Source organism: Pseudomonas sp. HR96, from assembly GCF_034059295.1.
Classification (GTDB): Bacteria; Pseudomonadota; Gammaproteobacteria; order Pseudomonadales; family Pseudomonadaceae; genus Aquipseudomonas.
In genome coordinates this window covers 3949009-3967690 of record NZ_CP139141.1, presented here as the reverse complement: position 1 = coordinate 3967690, position 18682 = coordinate 3949009, and the positions used below count along the sequence as shown (strand labels likewise).

Here is an 18682-nt window from a genome sequence, read left to right as displayed (position 1 = left end):
CTACGTCAGTGCGCCGCCGGCACCAGTTGCTCGAGCGTCTCGACGATCCGCACACCGGCCGCGCTCATCGCCTGGGTGGCCGCCGCCGCCGTGGGCTGCGAAATCGCCTTGCAGGCTTCTCTCACCACTATCACCTCGAACCCCGCCTTGGCCAGCTGAATGGCGGTGTCCTTGACGCAGAAATCGAAAGCCAGCCCCCCGACCAGCACACGTTCGATGCCCTGGCTCTGGAGCACCTCGATGACCCCGGTGGTCCGCCGCTCGGAGACGTCGTGAAAGCAGGCGCCGAAGGGGTGGAGGTCACTTTCGACGCCTTTCCACACGAAGAAATCGTAGGCCTGCGGATGCGGCAAGCCCTCCAGCAGCTCGAAGCCCTCGGTGCCGACCACGCAGTGGCTGGGCCAGTGCAGCGGCGCTTCGGCCAGCCCGGTGGCGGAGGCCATCTGGCTGCGGTCGGGATTGACCCAGCTGGCGGTCGCCGAGTGAGCATCCTTGGAGCCGACGCGAAAGCGCCCCAGTTCGGCCATGGCATTGAGGATCGGCGCCAGGGTTTCGCCGCCTGTCACCGGGAGCTCCTGCGGGCAGAGCGGGGTGAAGCCCTTCTGGGCGTCTACGTCAAAGGTCGCGGTGCTGTGCTTCATGGTCTTCGCTCGCGGTGGGCCAGGCGATACTGTACACCGGGCACAGGCCGCTCGGGGGCGCCTGCACATCGTTGCAATCAACTGCCCTGGGGCATCTCCCCAGCGGCCAGCCGCCGATCGATATCGGCAATCACCGGCGGCAGATCGTTGAGGGTATCGATCAGGTAGTGCGGCCGCGAACCCGCGAACATCCCATGAATGCGTACACGCTCGCCGGCCAACTGCTGCGCATCCATGGCCTGGTACTCTTCATGGGTCAGCCCCAGCGCGTTGCCCGAACACACCAGTGCCACGGTCCACATGCCGGCACGGCGGCCTTCGAGGATGCCCGGTACGGTGTCGTCGACCTTGACGCAGCTGGCCACATCGCTGATGCCCAGGGCGATCACGTTGGCCAGCGCCTGCGCCGGGTACGGCCGGCCGTTGGGAACCTCGTCGGTGGCCACCACATGGTCGGCGACGTAGCCATTCTGTCTGGCCAGCTCCACCACCTTGGCCATGACCACGGCAGGGTAGCCCGAACACGAGCCGATCTTCAGGCCCTGGGTGCGCAGCTGGCCGATCGTCTCCAGCGCGCCGGGGATCAGCGCCGAGTGACGGGCGATCTTCTCGATCTGCAAGGGCATGAAGCGGTCGTAGATGGCGGTCACGTCTTCGTCGGTCGGCGCCCGGCCGAACGCCTGGGCATAACGGGCGCTGATGCCGGGCTGGTCGCAGAGGGTGCGGATGTGCTCCCACTTGCCCATGCCCATCGGCCCGCGGGCTTCTTCGATGGACACCTGAACGTCGAACTCGGCGAAAGCCTCGACGAAGATCTGCGTGGGTGCGAAGGAGCCGAAATCGACGACGGTGCCGGCCCAGTCAAGGATTACCGCTTGGGTGCGGGCAGGGTTGTTGTAGTTCATGGTCCGATTCCTGTTGGCAGAGGTCAGAGGGCGTGCATGTCTTCGAGGGCCTGGCCGATGGCGTCCACTGCGGTTGGCATGGCCTGGTGATCGACGCAGCCGATGCAGCCGACGCGGAAGGTTTCGACTTGGGTCAACTTGCCGGGGTAGAGGAGGTAACCCTTGGCCTTGACCCGTTCGTAGAAAGTCTTGAAGTCGTAGTGAGGGCTATCTGGCGCGTGGAAGGTGGCGATGATCGGTGCCTGGATCTCGGCGCGAATGAACTGCGCAGGCCCAGGGCGTGCATGCCTTCGAGCAGCGTTGAAGTCCTGATCCCAGGAGCCCCAGTCCCTCAGCATGGCCTGGCGGGTACGCAATGAGGTGGTCAGGGGGCCTGGCGTCAGCAAGGTGGAGGTGCAAGCGTTCATTGGCAGGTACTCGCGACGAGGGGAGCTGGACAGGACACAGGTTGCAATCCGGCATCGCATCAATCAAATTGTTTTTTGTTATTTAAGGTATAAGTCAGGCCGATAGATATGAATCTCTTCCAGCTTCGCGCGTTCGATGCGGTCGCCCGCGAAGGCAGCTTCACCCGCGCGGCCGCGCGTCTGCACGTCAGCCAGCCGGCCATTACCGGCCATATCAAGATGCTCGAAGAGCATTACCAGATGATGTTGGTGCGACGCACCGCTCGGCGGGTCGAGCTGACCGCCCAAGGCATCCAACTGGCCGCCATCACGCGGGCCATGTTCAGCCTGGTGGATGAAGCGCAGGCGTTGCTGGAGGCCAATCAACAGTTGCTCGGCGGGCGCCTGGAAGTGGCCGCCGATGGACCCCATCGGGTGATGCCGATGCTGGCCAGGCTGCGCGCCCTGCACCCCGGGGTGGTGGTCAACCTGCGTCTGGGCAACGCCCAGGAAACCCTGGCGGCGCTGGTGGCCGAGCATGTGGATGTGGCCGTGATGACCGAAGTCGAGCCGCGCAAGGGCCTGCTTCTGCAGGCCATGCCGGACTCGCAGATCTGCGCGCTGGTGCCCTCGGGTCACCGCCTGGCGGGCAAGCGCATCGACCTCCATCAGCTCGATCAGCAGATCATGGTGCTGCGTGAGCCCGAATCGATCACTCGTCGCACCTTCGATCAGGCGTGCCGCCAGGCGGCAGTGCAACCCCGGGTCCTGCTCGAGCTCGACAGCCGCGAAGCGGTGGCCGAAGCCGTCGCCGCGGACTTGGGCATCGGCATCGTCTCGTCCGCCGAGCTTGGCCAGGATCCGCGGTTGGTCGCGGTGCCGATCGTGGGGGAGGGGTTGCTTAACCGGCACAGTGTCGGGTGCCTGCAGCGGCGCAGCGAGTCGCGACTGATTGCGGCGTTCATGGCGCTGGCGACGGCAAGGGACTAGGGATCAGGCAAACGGGCATTTTCAGCGCACAAAAAACCCGCATCGGCGGGTTTTTTTTCGAAGTTCACCCGTGTACGCGTATTTCTCGTCGACCTTGTGCTCTGCACCGTATACCGCTTCATATGGATCGGATGGGCGATAGAGCCAGCAAGGCAGACTCGATGGATGATATGTTATATTGTAACAATTCATCATTGCTCAGCCACCATCGGAGTCACCTCATGCCTCAGCCTAGCGCCACCCAACCACCGCGTCCGCGTTTGCCCGTTACCGTGCTCTCCGGCTTTCTTGGCGCCGGCAAGACCACATTGCTCAACCATATCCTCAACAACCGCGAGGGCCGACGTGTCGCGGTCATTGTCAATGACATGTCCGAGGTCAACATCGACGCTGCCCTGGTGCGCGGTGGCGGAGCAGGCTTGTCGCGTACCGAAGAGAAACTGGTGGAGATGAGCAACGGCTGCATCTGCTGCACGCTGCGCGAAGACCTGCTGCTGGAGGTCGGGCGCCTGGCCGGGGAAGGTCGCTTCGACCAGTTGGTGATCGAGTCCACCGGCATCTCCGAACCGCTGCCGGTGGCAGAAACCTTCACCTTCATGGGCGACGACGGCCTCTCGCTGTCGGACGTGGCCCGGCTCGACACCATGGTTACCGTGGTCGATGCCTTCAACTTTCTCAACGACTACAGCTCTCAGGACAGCCTCGATGCTCGCGGCGAGTCCATGGGTGATGAAGACACCCGCACCGTGGTCGACCTGCTGATCGAGCAGGTGGAGTTCTGCGATGTCATCGTGCTCAACAAGCTCGATCTGGTGAGCGACAGCCAGCGCGACGAGCTGTACGCCATCCTGGCCAGCCTGAACCCGCGGGCACGGATCGAGCCCGCAGCGTTCGGCAAGGTCGCGCTCGACAAACTGCTCGACACCGGCCTGTTCGATTTCGACGAGGCGGCCAGCGCGCCCGGCTGGTTGCGCGAGCTGCGCGGTGAGCACCGTGCGGAAACCGAAGAATATGGCATCAGCAGTTTTGTCTACCGCGCGCGTCGGCCGTTTCACCCCGAGCGTTTCCATGCCGTGGTGCACAGCGAGTGGCCCGGGGTGGTGCGCTCCAAAGGTTATTTCTGGCTGGCCAGCCGCGCCGACCATGCCTGCAGCTGGTCCCAGGCCGGGGCGATGGCTCGGCACGAGATCGCCGGCTACTGGTGGGTTGCAGTCGCCCGTGAGGACTGGCCGCAGGACCCGGCCGAGCAGGCAGCGATTGCTGAGTTATGGCTCGACGACATTGGCGATGCCCGCCAGGAACTGGTGCTCATCGGCATGCACATGGACAAGGTGGCGCTCACCCGGATGCTCGATGAGTGCCTGCTCACCGACGCCGAAATGGCCCTGGGCGAGGGCGAGTGGCAGGCGTTCGTCGACCCGTTCCAGGGGTAACGCCGCCGGCATTCGAGCCCGTATTGCCCGGCACAGGTATGACCTGCGCTCATACCCCAGTGACTTTTCCTGGCTACAGCCCCCTGCCGCGTCAGTGATAAAAAACGGGCCCACCCGCCCATTTCACTCGCCCGCAAGGAACCCCGCCATGCAACCACTCGAACTCTACATCGGTGAAGGCTTCGAGGGCCCCGGCGTCAATGCCGCGCACATCAACCTGCTCTTCGGCCCGCGCAATGGGCCAGCGGGTCAGGCCTTCGCCAACGGCCTGGCCTCGCCCAGCCAGGGGCATTGCCCGTTCCTGGTGATCGCGCAGCCGAACATTCCGGTCAAGCCGATGACGCTCTATGTCAACAAGGCCGCCATCGCCAGCCACCTGCACGGCAATGCCACCTGGGGCGCGTCCCAGGCCGGCATCGCCAAGGCGGTGCTCGAAGCCTTGCTCGACGGCACCCTGCCGCCCGAAGCCGAAGATCAATGGGCGATCGTCACCGCCAATTGGGTGAACCCGGCCTGCGACGACCTCGATGCGGTGTACCTGAACAACTACAACGCATGCCGCACCGCAATCCATGCAGCCCTGACCGGAGCGCCGCAGATCGCCCAGCTGGCCGACGTGATCAACCACATAGGCAACCCGTTCTACACCCCCAAAGTCTGAGGTCCACGCCATGCACTGCACCCGTCTGGGCCACTCGGGTCTGGAGGTCTCGCGCCTGTGCCGGGTTGGCGAAGATCCTCATGGCCTGTGAGCGGCGTGGACAGGTCAAGACGATCAACATGCAGTTGCAAATCAATTGTGCGTACCGCGAGCAATAGCGCGAGATGATCCCGTTCTGCCGCGATCAGGGCCTCGGCGTCTCGGTGTTCAACCCGCCGGCTCCAGGCCTTCTGAGCGGTGATGGGCAGTCGACGCGCAATCAGACCGACTTTTAGTGACACCCCGTGTGACGTGATCAACGATTACACCGCCGGCAAGCGCATCTTGCGCTCGGCCCGTCCCGGCCTTGCGCGCATTCAACCTGACCAGGCCGTGGCGTGAACGAGCTGATCCGTAACGGCCATTACGTCGACGGCCAACGGAGCTGGCCATGAACTTACCTGTCACAAGGATCGACGACGTGCCCATCGGGCGCTTCCACATCAAGCTTGCCGGGCTGACCTTCGGCGCCCATCTGACCGATGGCTACATCCTCGGACTGATCGGCATCGCTTTCACCCAGCTTGGCCCGCAGATGCGCCTGGATGCTTTCTGGCAGGGCCTGATCGGGGCTTCGGCGCTGTTCGGGCTGTTTGTCGGCAGCCTGTTCTTTGGCTGGCTGTCGGACAAGGTCGGCCGGCAGAAGATCTTTCTGGTCAGCTTCCTGCTGATCGCCGTCGCCTCATGGCTGCAGTTTCACGTCGAGTCGGCGTTGGCCCTGGTGCTGTGCCGAGTGCTGATCGGCATTGGCCTGGGCGGCGACTACAGCGTCGGCCATGCCATGCTCGCCGAGTTCGCCCCGCGCAGGCAGCGCGGCCTGCTGCTCGGCTCGTTCAGCGTGGTCTGGACATTGGGCTATGTTGCCGCGACCTTCATTGGCACGGCCATGCTCGGCCTGGGCGATAACGCCTGGCGCTGGATGCTGGCGTCCTCGGCCTTGCCGGCAACGTTGATCCTCATCGCCCGCATCGGCACCCCGGAATCGCCGCGCTGGCTGGTCAACCAGGGCCGTATCGGCGAAGCGCGGGCGGTGGTGGCCAAACACCTGGGCGCGCATGTCGCACTCGATGAAAACCCTGCCGGCGAGCATCGCTCCGGCTACGCCGTGCTGTTGAACCGCGAGTACCGCAAGCGCACCGCATTCAATTGCCTGTTCTTCGTCTGCATCGTGATGCCGTACTTCGCCATCTACACCTTTCTGCCGTCGATCCTGCACACCTTGGGCCTGGCACAGGGCTTTGGCACCGGGCTGCTGCTCAACCTGATGCTGATCGTCGGCGCGGTGCTGGGGATCGCCTGCATCGTCAGGTTTTCGCGGCGCGGGTTCCTGATCAACTCGTTCGTCATCCTTGCCGTGTCGCTGCTGCTGCTGGCCGTGCTGCCGGGCAAGGCTCCCTGGCTGATGGTGCTCGCCTTCGGGGTGTTCACCCTGGTGCTGTCGGCGGTGAGCGGCCTGGTCGGGGTGTACCCGGCCGAGAGCTTTCCCACCGAGGTGCGCGCCAGCGGCATCGGTCTGGCCACCGCCATGAGTCGCCTGGGTTCGGCGATCAGCACCTTCCTGCTGCCGATGAGCGTGGTGGGCCTGGGCATGAGCCCGACCATGGCAATCCTTGCTGCCATCCTCGGTGTTGGCGCGCTGGCGGCCTGGGCCTGGGCCCCGGAGACCGGCGCCCTGACCCTCGATCAAGCGGGCGAAGTGCAGCCGGGCTGCGGCCAGGTGCTGGCGGTGAACAAGCCAGCGCCGCCGCTCTAGGGGTTGCAGACCCCAGCCAGCCACTCGCTGAAGCGCTGCACTTTGGCCAGGCCCTGCTTGTCGTTGGCGACGTCCAGCCAGTAGCCGTAAGGGCCGGTCACCTCCACCGGGGCAATGGCCTGGAGGCGGCCGTCGGCCAGCTCGCGCTCGATCATCTGCCGATCGATCACGGCCAGGCCGCCGCCCGCCAGCGCCGTGTGGATGACCTGATCCAGCGTGCTGAATTCCATGCCCTGGCTGGCATCGACCCCTTCACGGCCGGTCGCCGCCAACCAGTTTTCCCACACCGGCAGGCGCTTGCCATGGTGCAGGATGTGCAGCAAGGTCGCCCGGTTCAGGTCCGGCGGCGGACCCTCGGCCAACAGTTCCGGGCTGGCCACTGCCAGATGGCGCTCCATCACCAACAGCCGGCTGTGGCAATGGGTGCGGGGCGCCAGGCCGAAGCGGATCTGGCAGTCGACCCCGGCCAGATGCTCCTGGCCGGCGCCGTGGATGACGCTCAAGCCGATGTCCGGGTAGCGCGAGGCAAAGCCGCGCAGGTGCGCCGACAGCCAGCGGGTGGCCCAGGTCGGCGGTGCGGCGATGCGCAGGCGCTGGCGCAGGTTGGGCACGCGCACCGCGTGCAAGGCGTGCTCGACCTGATCGAACGCCTCGCGCAGCTGCCCGGCCAGGGTGCTGCCGGCCGCCGTCAGCGCCAGGCCTTGCGCGGTGCGCACGCACAAGGCGACTCCCAGGTAGTCCTCCAGTTGCTTGATCTGCCGGCTCACGGCGCCCTGGGTGACATTCAAGTGGGTGGCGGCCTGATTGAAGCTGCGGTGCCGGGCGACTTCCTCGAAGACGCGCAGGGTGTTGAGCGAGGGCAGTTGGCGCATCAGGGCCGGGCCTGGTTGGGGGAGGGGCGTCAGTTTATCCGAGTCGCCCGGCGCTGGCCTTGGTGGCACCCTGACACAAGCCAGCCTCGCCCCCTCCCGGCGGTGCGTGCCATGGCATTTCATCCGTACGCCGCACAAAGCCATTCCAAAAGCCCCACCACTCATGGACTATAGGCGCCATTTACTCGCGGCCCAGCCGGCCGCGAGCGCAGGCCGCCGCTGGAGCCCATGAATGACCATCACCCTCGAGGCGCTGATCGCCCGCAAGATCGGCTTTGCCTCCCATCAGAACTCCGTGCCGCTGGTGCGTGAACTGAGCATCGCCCATGCCGGCGAGCATCCTCTGCAAGACCTGACCTTGACCCTGAGCAGCGACCCCGCCTTCGTCGAACCGCGCCGCTGGAACCTGGCTCGGCTCAACCCGGGCGACCGCCTGGGGATCGCCGAACGCGACATCAAGCTCAACGCCGATTATCTCTCGGGACTGAGCGAAAGCCTCGGCGCCGAGGTGACCCTGCGCCTGGCCCAGGGCGAGCGGGTGCTGGTTGAACAGCGCTACCCCACCGAACTGCTGGCGCGCACCGAATGGGGCGGCCTGAGCGCCATGCCCGAGCTGCTCGCGGCGTTCTGCATGCCCAATGACCCGGCCGTGGATCGCGTGCTCAAGGCGGCGTCGGATGTCTTGCGCAGCGCCGGGCGCAACCACGCCATCGACGGCTATGAGAGCCGTTCACGCAGCCGCAGTTGGGAGCTGGCCTCGGCCATCTGGTCGGCGGTCTGCGGTTTCAGGCTGAGCTATGCCTTGCCGCCGGCCAGCTTCGAGCAGCAGGGACAGAAGATCCGCCCGCCCAGCCAGGTCCTCGACAGTGGCGTGGCCACCTGCCTGGACAGTGCCCTGCTGTTCGCCGCAGCACTGGAACAGGCAGGCCTCAATGCGTTGCTGATGATGACCGAGGGGCATGCTTTCGTCGGCCTGTGGCTGCAACCCCAGGAATTTTCCCAACTGCTGACCGATGAAGCTTCGGCGGTGCGCAAGCGCATCGACCTCAAGGAAATGCTGGTGTTCGAGACCACTCTGGCCACCCGCGCACCGGTGCCCGGGTTCGGCCAGGCGATCGCTGCTGCCGAGCGCCAGCTGGCTGACGATACGTTCATCATGGCCATCGACCTGCACCGCGCGCGCATGCAGAAGATCCGCCCCCTCGCGCTGGTCACTGCGCTGGACAGCGCTGCCAGTGCCGACGCGCCCGCACCTGCGCCGGCCGACACCCTGGAACAGGCACCGGCGCTGCCCGGCTTCGACGTCGAAGTCGAAGACAGCGACCCCGGCGGTACCGGCAAGCTGGTGCTGTGGCAGCGCAAGTTGCTCGACCTGACCACCCGTAACCGCCTGCTGCATTTGCCCGACAGCGCCAAGGGCGTACGCCTGCACTGTGCCGATCCGGCTGCGCTGGAGGACGTGCTGGCCGGGGGGCAGCGCATCCGCGTGGTGCCGCTGCCCGACCTCGAAGGCGCAGGCCGCGACCCGGCGTTGTACCAGCAACAGCATCACGAAAGCCTGCTCGACGAAGTCGCCCGTCAGGCCCTGGCCCGTGGCGAGGTGCTCGCCAGCCTGGACAAGGCCAAACTCGAGGCCACCCTGATCGAGCTGTACCGCAAGGCGCGCACCGACCTGGAGGAGGGCGGTGCGAACACCTTGTTTCTGGCCATCGGCTTTCTCAAATGGAAGAAGGCTGCCGAAGACCCGCGCGTGTATTCGGCGCCGCTGATCCTGCTGCCGGTCAAGCTGGAGCGCAAAAGCGCGCTATCAGGCATCACCCTCGGCCTGCTCGACGAAGAGCCGCGCTTCAACCTGACTTTGCTGGAGCTGCTGCGCCACGACTTCGAGCTGACCATTGCGGGCCTGGAAGGGGATCTGCCGGGTGATGAAAACGGCATCGACGTGGCCGGGGTGTGGAACCTGGTGCGTCGCGCGGTGCGCGACGTGGCCGGTTTCGAGGTCAGCACCGAGGTGGTGCTGGGCACTTTCTCCTTTGCCAAATACCTGATGTGGAAGGACCTGGCGGCCAACACCGAGCAACTGCTGCAAAGCCCGCTGGTGCAGCATCTGTTGCAGCGCGATGGCGGCGAGGCCTTCAGCGAGAGTGACGGCGAAAGCTTCCCGCGCCCCGAGCAGCTCGATGCCAAGGTCAAGCCAGGCGAGCTGTTCACCCCGCTGCCCGCCGACTCCTCGCAACTGGCGGCCGTGGTCGCCTCGGCCGGCCAGCGCAGCTTCGTCCTCGACGGGCCGCCCGGCACCGGCAAGTCGCAGACCATCGCCAACATGATCGCGCACAACCTGGCCCTCGGCCGCCGCGTGCTCTTCGTCGCCGAAAAGCGCGCGGCGCTGGACGTGGTCTATCGCCGCCTGGCGGAGAAGGGCTTGGGCGAATTCTGTCTGGAGCTGCATTCGAGCAAGGCGTCGAAAGTCGAGGTGCTCAAGCAGCTGGACCGCGCCTGGGATGTACGCGACACCTTGAGCGCCGAGCAGTGGCAAGCCGAGGCGCAGCGCCTAGGCAGCCTGCGCTCGCGGCTCAACGAGGTGGTGCAGGTGCTGCATCGGCGGGCACCGAATGGCTGGTCGCTGCACCAGGCCATCGGCCGCGTGGTGCGCGATCATTCGCCGGCTACGCCGCGCCTGCCCTGGTCGGCGGCCAGCGTCGACGACGCCGCGCAGTACGCTGAGTTGCTCGACCTGAGCCGTCGCCTGGGCCTGAACGGCCAGGCCGGGCATGATCTGGCCAGCGGCTTCGGCGCCCTGGCGCAGACCCAGTGGTCCAATGCCTGGCAGGCACAGATCGCCGCCAGCGCGGTTGAATTGCCGATGCTGCTCGATGAGTCGAGCGGCGCCGGGCAACGGCTGCTGGCGCTTACTCATCTGCCGCTGCCGGCGGGCGAAGTCGGCGAGCTGCGCCGCTTGCAGGAGTTGGTCAGCCTGATCGGGCAGACACACGGAGTCGACCTGGCCTTCGCGTTCGCTGCCGATGCGGGGGCGCGTTTGCGCGCCGCCCGCCGCGCCGCCGAGTTGTTGGCGAGCTACCGCCAATTGCACAAGGGTCTGTCGTTGACCTACGCGGTCGACGCCTGCCGGCGTATTCCCGTGGCGACGTTGCGCCAGCAATGGCAGCAAGCCGAGGGCAGGTTCTGGTTCCTCGCCACCTGGGCGAAAAACAAGGTCGCCACCGAACTGGCGACCCTCGGCGGCGCCAGCGGCGAGCCGAATGTGCCTGCTGACCTGGACGTGTTCGCGCGCCAGCAGACGCTGTTGCAGGAGCTCGACAGCCTGTCTGCCGACCTGCAGGCACTGCCGGGCTGGCAAGGCGTGGCCAGCGACGGCAAGCGCCTGCAACAGGCTACCGAGTTGGGCGAACGTCTGCGCAGCGCCTTGAGTGCGCTCGTCACTTCGCCCGAGGCGTTGATCGCCCTGCGTGGCGCCGTGTCGCGGCTGGTGGTGGAGGCCAACGACATGCTGGCCCCGGGCGGGCAGATCGACGCGGCGCAGGCCGCTCTGCAGCTGGCCTTGACGCGTTACGACGCCAGCGCCCGGCAGTTCGCCGGGCTGGCTGGCGCCGAGCTGGACCTGCCCATGGCCGAACTGCGCGCCACCTGCACGTTCATCCAGCAACACGAGCCGCAACTCAAGGCCTGGTGCGATTGGTGCCGAGTGCGCGAGCAAGCCGCTGGGGCCGGCCTGGCGCCACTCGCCGAAGCGCTGCAAGGCGGGCAGATGGCGCCTGGCGAAGTCGAGGCGGCATTCGTCACGGCCTACGCCCACGGGTTCGCCACCCACGGCATCGACGCCGAGCCGCTGCTGCGCAACTTCGTTGCCGCCGAGCACATGAGCGACATCGCCGCGTTCGGTCGCCTCGACGATGAGCTGGCGCAACTGAGCGTGCGCTACATTCGCGCGCGCCAGTGCGGGCTGATTCCATCGCGCAACGACATCGTCAAGGACAGTGGCTTTGCTGTGCTGAAGAAGGAGTTGCAGAAGTCGCGGCGGCACAAGCCGGTGCGCCAGCTGGCCGTGGAAATGGGCGACGCGCTCAATCGCCTGGCGCCGTGCATGCTGATGAGCCCGCTGTCGATCGCCCAGTACCTGCCCGCCGAGTTGCCGCCATTCGACCTGGTGATCTTCGACGAAGCCTCGCAGATCGCCCCCTGGGACGCCATCGGCTCGATCGCCCGCGGGCGCCAGGTGGTGATCGCCGGCGACCCGAGGCAGATGCCGCCGACCAACTTCTTCAACCGTGGCGCCAATGCCGGCGACGACGACACCGCCGAGGACATGGAGAGCATCCTCGACGAGTGCCTGGGCGCCGGCGTGCCCAGCCACAGCCTGAGCTGGCACTACCGCAGCCGGCATGAAAGCCTGATCGCGTTCTCCAACCACCGCTATTACGACAGCAACCTGATCACCTTCCCGGCGGCTGAAACCCGCGCCAGCGCAGTGCACTGGCGGCGCGTCGAAGGGGTCTACGCCAAGGGCAAGGGCCGCCACAACCAGGCGGAGGCGCAGGCCATCGTCGACGAGACGGTCAAGCGCCTGACCGACCCGGCGTTCATCGCCGCCGGCCATTCCATCGGCATCATCACCCTCAACGCCGACCAGCAGAAACTGGTCAGCGACCTGCTCGACCGCGCTCGTCAGCAGTACCCGCAGATCGAGCCCTTCTTCCAGGACAGCCAGACGGAACCTGTGGTGGTGAAGAACCTGGAGACCGTGCAGGGCGATGAGCGCGACCTGATCATTCTGGGCATCGGCTACGGCCCCACCGAGCCGGGTGCCGGGGTGATGTCGATGAACTTCGGCCCGCTGAACAAGGACGGCGGCTGGCGCCGCTTGAACGTGGCCATCACCCGCTCGCGCCGCGAGATGCTGGTGTTCTCCTCGTTCGACCCGGGCATGATCGACCTCAACCGCACCAACGCCCGCGCCGTGCGCGACCTCAAGCACTTCATCGAATTCGCCCAGCACGGTCCGCGCGCCCTGGCCGAAGCGGTGCAGGGCTCGCTCGGCGGCTACGACTCGCCGTTCGAGGAGGCGGTGGCTGAAGGCCTGCGGGGCCTGGGCTGGCAGGTGGTGTCGCAGATCGGCGTATCGCGTTTTCGCATCGACCTGGGCATCGTCCACCCGGACCGCCCCGGCGATTACCTGGCCGGCGTCGAGTGTGACGGCGCCACCTACCACAGCGCTGCCACCGCCCGCGATCGTGACAAGGTGCGCGGGGCGATCCTTAAGGGGTTGGGCTGGAACCTGCTGCGGCTATGGTCCACCGACTGGTGGGTGGACAAGGCAGGGGCCCTGCAGCGTCTGCACGAAGCGCTCGAAGCCTTGCTCGTGCAGTCGCGCATCAGTCTGCCGGAGGCTGCAGCCGTGTCGGCCGAAACGGTGGCGCTGACGCTGGAGGAACCCGCTCAGTGATCCCTGCGCGGTTCACCGCAGGCTCGCTGCCGCGCCAGCTGCTGGCCATGGCCGGGGCCAGCGGGGCGGGCCAGCTGGCGCTGTTCCTGGTGGACATCCTGACCCTGACCTACGTCGCCATGCTCCACGACCAGACCCTACTGGCGGCGGTCGGCCTGGCCAAGACCCTGGTCTTCGTCAATGCCGCCTTCGCCTCAGGCGTGGTGATCGCCGGTGGCGTGGTGCTTTCCGAGCGCATCGGCCGCCATGCCGGGCAACGTCGCGGGCGCCTGGTCAGCCATCTGCTGGTACTGGCGCTGGCCATTGCCGCTGGCGTGGCGCTGCTCGAACTGCTGTGCGTGGCACCGGTCAGCCGCTGGCTGGGCGCTGACACGCAGGCCTTCGCCCAGGCGCAACACTTCATCTGGCTGGCGCTGCCGGCCAGCGTGCTGCAGGCGGGCATGCAGATGTGCGCGCAGCTACTCAAGGCGCAGGGTCTGGTGCGCCTGGCGCTGGTGCTGCTGTTGTGCGGTGCCGGCAGCCTGGCCCTGGCCGACCCGCTGCTGATCTTCGCCTGCGGGCTGGGCCTGGACGGCGCTGCGCTGGCCTATGCGCTGTCGTCACTGCTTTCCTTGCTGGTGGGGCTGGTGCTGGTCAAGCGGCACATCGGCCTGAGCCTGCCGCGCAGCGCGCGCCTGCTCGCCTTGCACATGGGGCGTACCTTGCGGGTCGCCTTGCCGGTGATGCTCGGCAACCTGGCGATGCCGGTGGGCATCACCTGCCTGATGCTGACCATGGCCGCCCAGGGCGCCGCCGCGCTGGCCGGCATGACCGTGGTCGACCGTGTGCTGCAATTGGCCTATTGCGTGTTTTTCGCCTTGCCCGGCGCCCTGGTCCCGGTGCTGGCGCAGAATATCGGCGCCGGCTGCGATGTGCGAGCGGCCCGCGCCATCGTCATCAGTCGCCGCCTGGTGCTGCTGTATGGTGTTGCCGTATGGCTTTTGCTGATAGTGTGCGGGCCGGCCATCGCCGATCATTTCGAGCTGGTGGACAGTGGCCGCGCAGTGTTTCTGGCCATGTGTCATTACGGCGCCGGGTTCTGGCTGCTGGCCGGGCTGGACTTCGTCGCCCAGGCGACCTTCCTGACCATCGGCCGTGCCTGGTGGGTGCCGACGCTGGGCTGGTTGCGCGGTACCCTGGGCAGCGTGCCCTTTGTTCTGGTGGGTGCTCGTTACGGCGGTGCGCCGGGCGCGCTGGTCGGCATGTGGTGCGGCAACGGCCTGGTGGCCGTTGCCGCAGTGTGGTTGGCCGCGCGCCAGGCGCGAGCGTTCTTCGCCCTGCGCAGGGCAATGTTCAACGATCGAAAAGAAGCTTATGTCCACGACTGAAACCCTGGCGCCCGAGGCGTCTCCCGCACCCAAGCGGCGACGTGCGCCCAAAGGCGAGATGCGCCGCATGGCGCTGCTCGATGCCGCCACCCAAGTGTTCGCCCGCGAGGGTTATCTGGGCGCCTCGATGCGCGACGTCGCCGACATTGCCGGCATCACCACGGTCGGCCTGCTGCATCATTTTCCCAACAAGGTGGCGTTGCTGCGCGCCTTGCTCGACCGCCGCGATCAGCGCATCACCGAACGCTTCGGCGAGCTGGTGACCGCACCGACCCTGCAAGGCTTTCTGCAGTTCGTGCGCTTGAGCATGAGCTTGAGTGTGGAAGACGCTGGCGAATGCCAGGCGGCGGTGATGATCAACACCGAGAGTCTGTCCGAGCTGCACCCGGCCTACCCTTGGTATCAGGAGAAGTTCGCCATGGTCCATGGCCATGCGCAGGCGCATCTGACGTCGTTGCTGCAGGCGGGAGAAATTCGCGAGGGGGTGGATGTGCAGGCACTGGCTCAGGAGATCTTCGCCATGATGGACGGCCTGCAGATCCAGTGGCTCAGGGGCCGCGAGCGGGTCGATGTGATGCGCGTGTTCGACCTCTACCTGCAGCGCCTGGGCGACGATCTGCAACGCCAGGCTCATCCCTGAGCCCGGCGAGTTCCATCAGTAGGCGCGGTCGGCTTTGACCTGCACCGCCTTGCGCAGTGGCAGCGGCAGCGGGTTGCTGTCGCGGGTGGTCAGCTGCTCGGGGTACAGCGTGGTCAGGGTCTTGCTCAGGGCAAGGTCCTGGGAGCTGCTGCCGACGCGGATCTTGAACTTGCCGGCGTCGACGTTCCAGCTGTCGCTGCTGTCGACGTAGTAGGCCAGCGAGCGCGAATCCAGCGGGATGCTCACCTGCTTGCTTTCACCGGCCTTGAGCCAGACCTTGGTAAAGCCCTTGAGCTCTTTCTCCGGCCGTTCGACCGCCGGGTTGACCGGCTGCACGTACAGCTGCGCGACTTCGTAGCCAGCCTTGTCGCCGGTGTTGGTCACAGTGAACTTGACGTCGACCGTGGCGCCCGGGGTCAGCACGTTGCTCGACAGTTTCAGGTCGCTGTAGCCGAAAGTGGTATACGACAGACCGAAGCCGAACGGGTACAGCGGCTTGCTGTTGTTCTTGTCGTAGGCCCGGTAGCCCAGGTACAGGCCTTCGCTGTAGGTCAGCTGGGTGGCCGCGTTGTCGCCACGGTACAGCGCCGGGTCCGGATAGGAGGCGTAGCTGGCGTTGTTCTCGATCTTCTTGTCGATGGTCACCGGCAGCTTGCCCGACGGGTTGACCTTGCCGTAGAGGATCTCCGCCAGGGCCTGGCCGCCTTGCTGGCCAGGGAACCAGGCCTGCAGGGTGGCGCCGACCTTGGTGGCCCACGGTTGCATGTCCGCCACGCCACCGCCGTGCACGACGACGATGGTGTTGGGGTTGACCTTGGCCACGTTGCTGATCAGGTCGGCCTGCTGGTCGGGCAGTTCGAAGCCGTGGTCTGAACCTTCGCCCTCGTTTTCGTAGTTGGTACCGGCGGCCACCACCACGGCGTCGTATTGCGCCAGGTCCTTGGCCGGGCGCATGGCTGCCCAGCTCATCTGCACGCCAGCCAGACCGCCCAGGGCCGGAGTGAAGTTGCCTTGGGTGCGCTGGTACTCAAGCTTGACGGTGTACGGCTTGCCGGCGACCAGGGAGGGGGTCTGGCCAGAGGTGACCATGGCGTTGACCACGTCGGAGGAGTAGGGCACGCCGTCGCTCTGCAGCACCAGCACGTCGTTGACCCAGAGCTTGTACGGGCCGTCGGCGCGCACCTTGAACACCTGCGGGCCGGATACCACCGGCTTGATCACCGCGCTGAAGCGCGCCGAGAAAGCGCCGGCGGTGGGGCTGAAACCTGAAACGGCGGTGGTGCCGGCGTCGGTCACGTTGCTGCTGGTGGTCCAGTTGAAGTTGACCCCAGGTTCCACCCGGGTCAGCGCCGGGCTGCCGGAGAAGCTGGTGTTGGCGAAGTACTCGGCCTTGACCCCGGCATTGCTGATGCTGTTGCTGCCGGTGCTCGGCTGGTACCACACCGAGGCCTTGGGATTGAGGCTCAGCTCGGGCAGGAAGGTCACCTTGGCGCTGCTCGACGCCAGTTGCTGGAGGCCGCTGAGCTCGGTGACGTAGCTGTTGGGTGGCGAGTTGGCGGTGCCGAACGGCGAAGCAGGTGCCTCGTAGGCCCAGTCGCCGATCACGGCGATCTTCGCCGAGCGCGCCAATGGCAGCAGCGGCTGGCCGGCGCTGGTGTTCTGGTTGCGCAGCAGCACGATAGCTTCGCGCGCAGTGTCCAGGGCGGCGCGCGCGCCGTACTCGGTGTGTTCCAGGGTCTGCGCGGTGTTGAGGTTTTCCTGCAGGTCGTAGCTGACGATGCCGCGCAGGTTGCGCTTGACCTTGTCGTCGATGACGTTCTGGGTCAGCTGGCCGCTCCAGATGTACGGCATCAGGTTGGCTTCGGTGAATTGCAGGCCCGACGGCATGTCGATGTCGGTGCCGGCCCAGGCGCCCTTGAAGGCGTCATGGATGGCGTTGAAGTCGCTGATGACCATGCCCTGATAGCCCCATTCGCCCTTGAGCACGTCGGTGATCAGGTGATGGTTCTCGCAGGCGTAGTCACCGTTGATCTTGTTGAAGCCGCACATGATCGAGGCGACGTTGGCGTTCTTGACCATCGACTCGAAGCCCGGCAGGTACATCTCGCGCAGGGTGCGTTCGTCGACGTTGACGTTCACGGCCTGGCGGTTGGCTTCCTGCTCGTTGGCCAGGAAGTGTTTGCCGCTGGCCTGGATGCCCTGCACCTGGATGCCGTTGACCACTGCGGGAGCCAGCACGGCACCAAGGAACGGGTCCTCGCCGCTGAGGTACTCGGCCGCGCGGCCGCCGTACGGGGTGCGGTACAGGTTGACGCCGGGGGAGAGCATCTGCTGGCCGCCGGAGATGCGCGTCTCGTAGGCGATGGCCAGGCCGAACTCCTTGGCCCGGTTGATGCTCCAGGTCGCGGCCAGGGCCGACTGCGACGGGTATTGCGCGCCGAAGGTGGCGTTGTTGACGTGCACGCCCATGGAAGAGTCGTAGGCCACGGTGCCCTTGATGCCCCACTTGAGCAGCGACGGAATCATGTGGCCGTCATCGACGCGGGTGAAGTTGATCTTCTCCGACTCGTTCATGTTGTCGAGGATCGAGCTGACCCGCGCTTCCACGGCGTTGCCGGTGGCAGGCGTCACGGCCGCCAGTGCCAGGTTGCCCTGGGCCACGCTGAACGCCAGCAGGCTCAGGCCCAGGGTGTGTTTGAAGACTGACAAGGGAAAGGTCCTTTTAACGAGAGTAGGGCTGGCCTGCGCGCAGTTGTCCTGGATCATGGCTGCTGCACCTGGGCCGGGGCGTCGTCGCTCTGCACCGGGGTGTCGATGACTGTGGTTGCCCCCTGGCTGGCACTTTTGGCCAGGCTGGCGGCGCCGCTCAGCTGCGCACGCTGGGCCTCGAGTTTGTCGCGCACCTGTTGTTCGGCAGAGGCCGAAGACGCTCCGGAAACGGCACCGGTAGCGACACTGTCGGCGGCCAGCACAGCGAAACTCTGGGCGCACAGAAGAACGGCCCCAAAGATGGGGAACATGGGTCGGATCATCGATAAGTCTCGAGTCGTGGAAAGTGAGAGGAATGACGAGTTCAGGCGTTACATGCCCGGGCGGATCGTCACTAAGTCCGGATGATGCACTTAAAAGTTCAACGGCTGCAAAAAGATTTTGCAAAACGCCCAAGGGTTCGCAAAAAGCCAGGGTTGCAAAGCTTGTGCCTCGCTGTGAGGGCTTGGGCGGGGAGAGGTGTCGCGGTAGAATTCGTCAGTTTCCCGGTGTTAGATAGCTATAAGCTGTAGAAATGTGCAATAAAACGCCATTAAAAATTGATTTATCGCTATATTAAACCCATTCACTAAACCTAGTTGATAATAGGTTTAAGCACCTGTTAAGCTTCTCCGGCGTCGAAAATCCTGCTGCCTTTCAGGGGGTAATCGGTGCTCTAACAGTGATGCAAAGTTAATCTCGCCAAGCGGAAAGTTACGCTCTGGTGCGATATTCAATATCCGTAATTTAAATAGTCAGCGCGCCGGCCTATAGACAGCTCGGTGC

General features: G+C 65.8%; 12 protein-coding genes and 2 pseudogenes. 8 read left to right on the top strand and 6 right to left on the bottom strand.

Features of this window, described 5'->3' with window-relative positions; translation table 11 throughout:
- Window positions 1–5 precede the first annotated feature (5 nt).
- From SFA35_RS17725 to SFA35_RS17715, 3 genes and pseudogenes are all read right to left on the bottom strand, one after another.
- Window positions 6–641, bottom strand: coding sequence for an isochorismatase family protein (locus SFA35_RS17725; protein WP_320571834.1), 636 nt, complete (start codon window positions 639–641; stop codon window positions 6–8).
- Between the two features lie 77 nt (window positions 642–718).
- Window positions 719–1546, bottom strand: coding sequence for a phosphonoacetaldehyde hydrolase (gene phnX / locus SFA35_RS17720; protein WP_320571833.1), 828 nt, complete (start codon window positions 1544–1546; stop codon window positions 719–721).
- Between the two features lie 23 nt (window positions 1547–1569).
- A pseudogene (locus SFA35_RS17715) lies at window positions 1570–1847 on the bottom strand (2-aminoethylphosphonate--pyruvate transaminase); the annotation flags it as partial.
- A 214-nt stretch (window positions 1848–2061) separates the two neighbouring features.
- Between SFA35_RS17715 and SFA35_RS17705 the strand changes: the two are divergent.
- From SFA35_RS17705 to SFA35_RS17685, 5 genes and pseudogenes are all read left to right on the top strand, one after another.
- A complete protein-coding gene (locus SFA35_RS17705; RefSeq protein WP_320571832.1) occupies window positions 2062–2922 on the top strand; it encodes a LysR substrate-binding domain-containing protein in 861 nt (286 codons plus the stop codon).
- A 221-nt stretch (window positions 2923–3143) separates the two neighbouring features.
- A complete protein-coding gene (gene zigA, locus SFA35_RS17700; protein WP_320571831.1) occupies window positions 3144–4355 on the top strand; it encodes a zinc metallochaperone GTPase ZigA in 1212 nt (403 codons plus the stop codon).
- Window positions 4356–4503: 148 nt separating this feature from the next.
- Window positions 4504–5016 carry a formaldehyde-activating enzyme gene (gene fae, locus SFA35_RS17695; protein ID WP_320571830.1) on the top strand — a complete coding sequence of 171 codons (513 nt, stop codon included), beginning with the start codon at window positions 4504–4506 and terminating at the stop codon, window positions 5014–5016.
- A gap of 65 nt (window positions 5017–5081) precedes the next feature.
- Window positions 5082–5397 (top strand): annotated as a pseudogene (locus SFA35_RS17690) (aldo/keto reductase); the annotation flags it as partial.
- A gap of 49 nt (window positions 5398–5446) precedes the next feature.
- Window positions 5447–6808, top strand: coding sequence for an MFS transporter (locus SFA35_RS17685; protein ID WP_320571829.1), 1362 nt, complete (start codon window positions 5447–5449; stop codon window positions 6806–6808).
- On the opposite strand, the gene SFA35_RS17680 is transcribed toward SFA35_RS17685, so the two are convergent.
- Window positions 6805–7680: a LysR substrate-binding domain-containing protein gene (locus SFA35_RS17680; protein ID WP_320571828.1), complete on the bottom strand. Its 876-nt coding sequence runs from the start codon at window positions 7678–7680 to the stop codon at window positions 6805–6807. The two genes, SFA35_RS17685 and SFA35_RS17680, sit on opposite strands and share 4 nt — an antisense overlap.
- A 232-nt stretch (window positions 7681–7912) precedes the next feature.
- Between SFA35_RS17680 and SFA35_RS17675 the strand changes: the two genes are divergently transcribed.
- From SFA35_RS17675 to SFA35_RS17665, 3 genes are read left to right on the top strand one after another with little or no spacing between them, the layout of a single operon-like run.
- Window positions 7913–13141 (top strand): DUF4011 domain-containing protein, encoded by a 5229-nt coding sequence (locus tag SFA35_RS17675; protein ID WP_320571827.1) that lies wholly within the window; start codon window positions 7913–7915, stop codon window positions 13139–13141.
- Complete coding sequence (locus SFA35_RS17670) at window positions 13138–14508, top strand: MATE family efflux transporter (RefSeq protein WP_414058419.1); 1371 nt, start codon at window positions 13138–13140, stop codon at window positions 14506–14508. Before SFA35_RS17675 ends, SFA35_RS17670 begins: the two co-directional genes overlap by 4 nt.
- The gene (locus SFA35_RS17665) at window positions 14495–15148 is read left to right on the top strand and encodes a TetR/AcrR family transcriptional regulator (protein ID WP_320571826.1); all 654 of its coding nucleotides are present in this window, start codon (window positions 14495–14497) and stop codon (window positions 15146–15148) included. The genes SFA35_RS17670 and SFA35_RS17665 overlap by 14 nt, the downstream gene beginning before the upstream one ends.
- A 15-nt stretch (window positions 15149–15163) precedes the next feature.
- Here the strand turns inward: SFA35_RS17665 and SFA35_RS17660 are convergent, their stop codons facing one another.
- Together SFA35_RS17660 and SFA35_RS17655 are read right to left on the bottom strand one after the other, a co-directional pair.
- Window positions 15164–17914: a beta-glucosidase gene (locus tag SFA35_RS17660; RefSeq protein ID WP_320571825.1), complete on the bottom strand. Its 2751-nt coding sequence runs from the start codon at window positions 17912–17914 to the stop codon at window positions 15164–15166.
- Window positions 17911–18168, bottom strand: a complete 258-nt coding sequence (locus tag SFA35_RS17655; RefSeq protein WP_320571824.1) for a hypothetical protein — start codon at window positions 18166–18168, stop codon at window positions 17911–17913. The genes SFA35_RS17660 and SFA35_RS17655 overlap by 4 nt, the downstream gene beginning before the upstream one ends.
- Window positions 18169–18682 lie beyond the last annotated feature (514 nt).

Coding starts and splice junctions, on each gene's coding strand:
- fae (WP_320571830.1), top strand. CDS start 4,504: ATGCAACCACTCGAACTCTACATCGGTGAAGGCTTCGAGGGCCCCGGC.
- SFA35_RS17680 (WP_320571828.1), bottom strand. CDS start 7,680: ATGCGCCAACTGCCCTCGCTCAACACCCTGCGCGTCTTCGAGGAAGTC.
- SFA35_RS17665 (WP_320571826.1), top strand. CDS start 14,495: ATGTCCACGACTGAAACCCTGGCGCCCGAGGCGTCTCCCGCACCCAAG.
- phnX (WP_320571833.1), bottom strand. CDS start 1,546: ATGAACTACAACAACCCTGCCCGCACCCAAGCGGTAATCCTTGACTGG.
- SFA35_RS17655 (WP_320571824.1), bottom strand. CDS start 18,168: ATGTTCCCCATCTTTGGGGCCGTTCTTCTGTGCGCCCAGAGTTTCGCT.
- zigA (WP_320571831.1), top strand. CDS start 3,144: ATGCCTCAGCCTAGCGCCACCCAACCACCGCGTCCGCGTTTGCCCGTT.
- SFA35_RS17685 (WP_320571829.1), top strand. CDS start 5,447: ATGAACTTACCTGTCACAAGGATCGACGACGTGCCCATCGGGCGCTTC.
- SFA35_RS17660 (WP_320571825.1), bottom strand. CDS start 17,914: ATGATCCAGGACAACTGCGCGCAGGCCAGCCCTACTCTCGTTAAAAGG.
- SFA35_RS17675 (WP_320571827.1), top strand. CDS start 7,913: ATGACCATCACCCTCGAGGCGCTGATCGCCCGCAAGATCGGCTTTGCC.
- SFA35_RS17725 (WP_320571834.1), bottom strand. CDS start 641: ATGAAGCACAGCACCGCGACCTTTGACGTAGACGCCCAGAAGGGCTTC.
- SFA35_RS17705 (WP_320571832.1), top strand. CDS start 2,062: ATGAATCTCTTCCAGCTTCGCGCGTTCGATGCGGTCGCCCGCGAAGGC.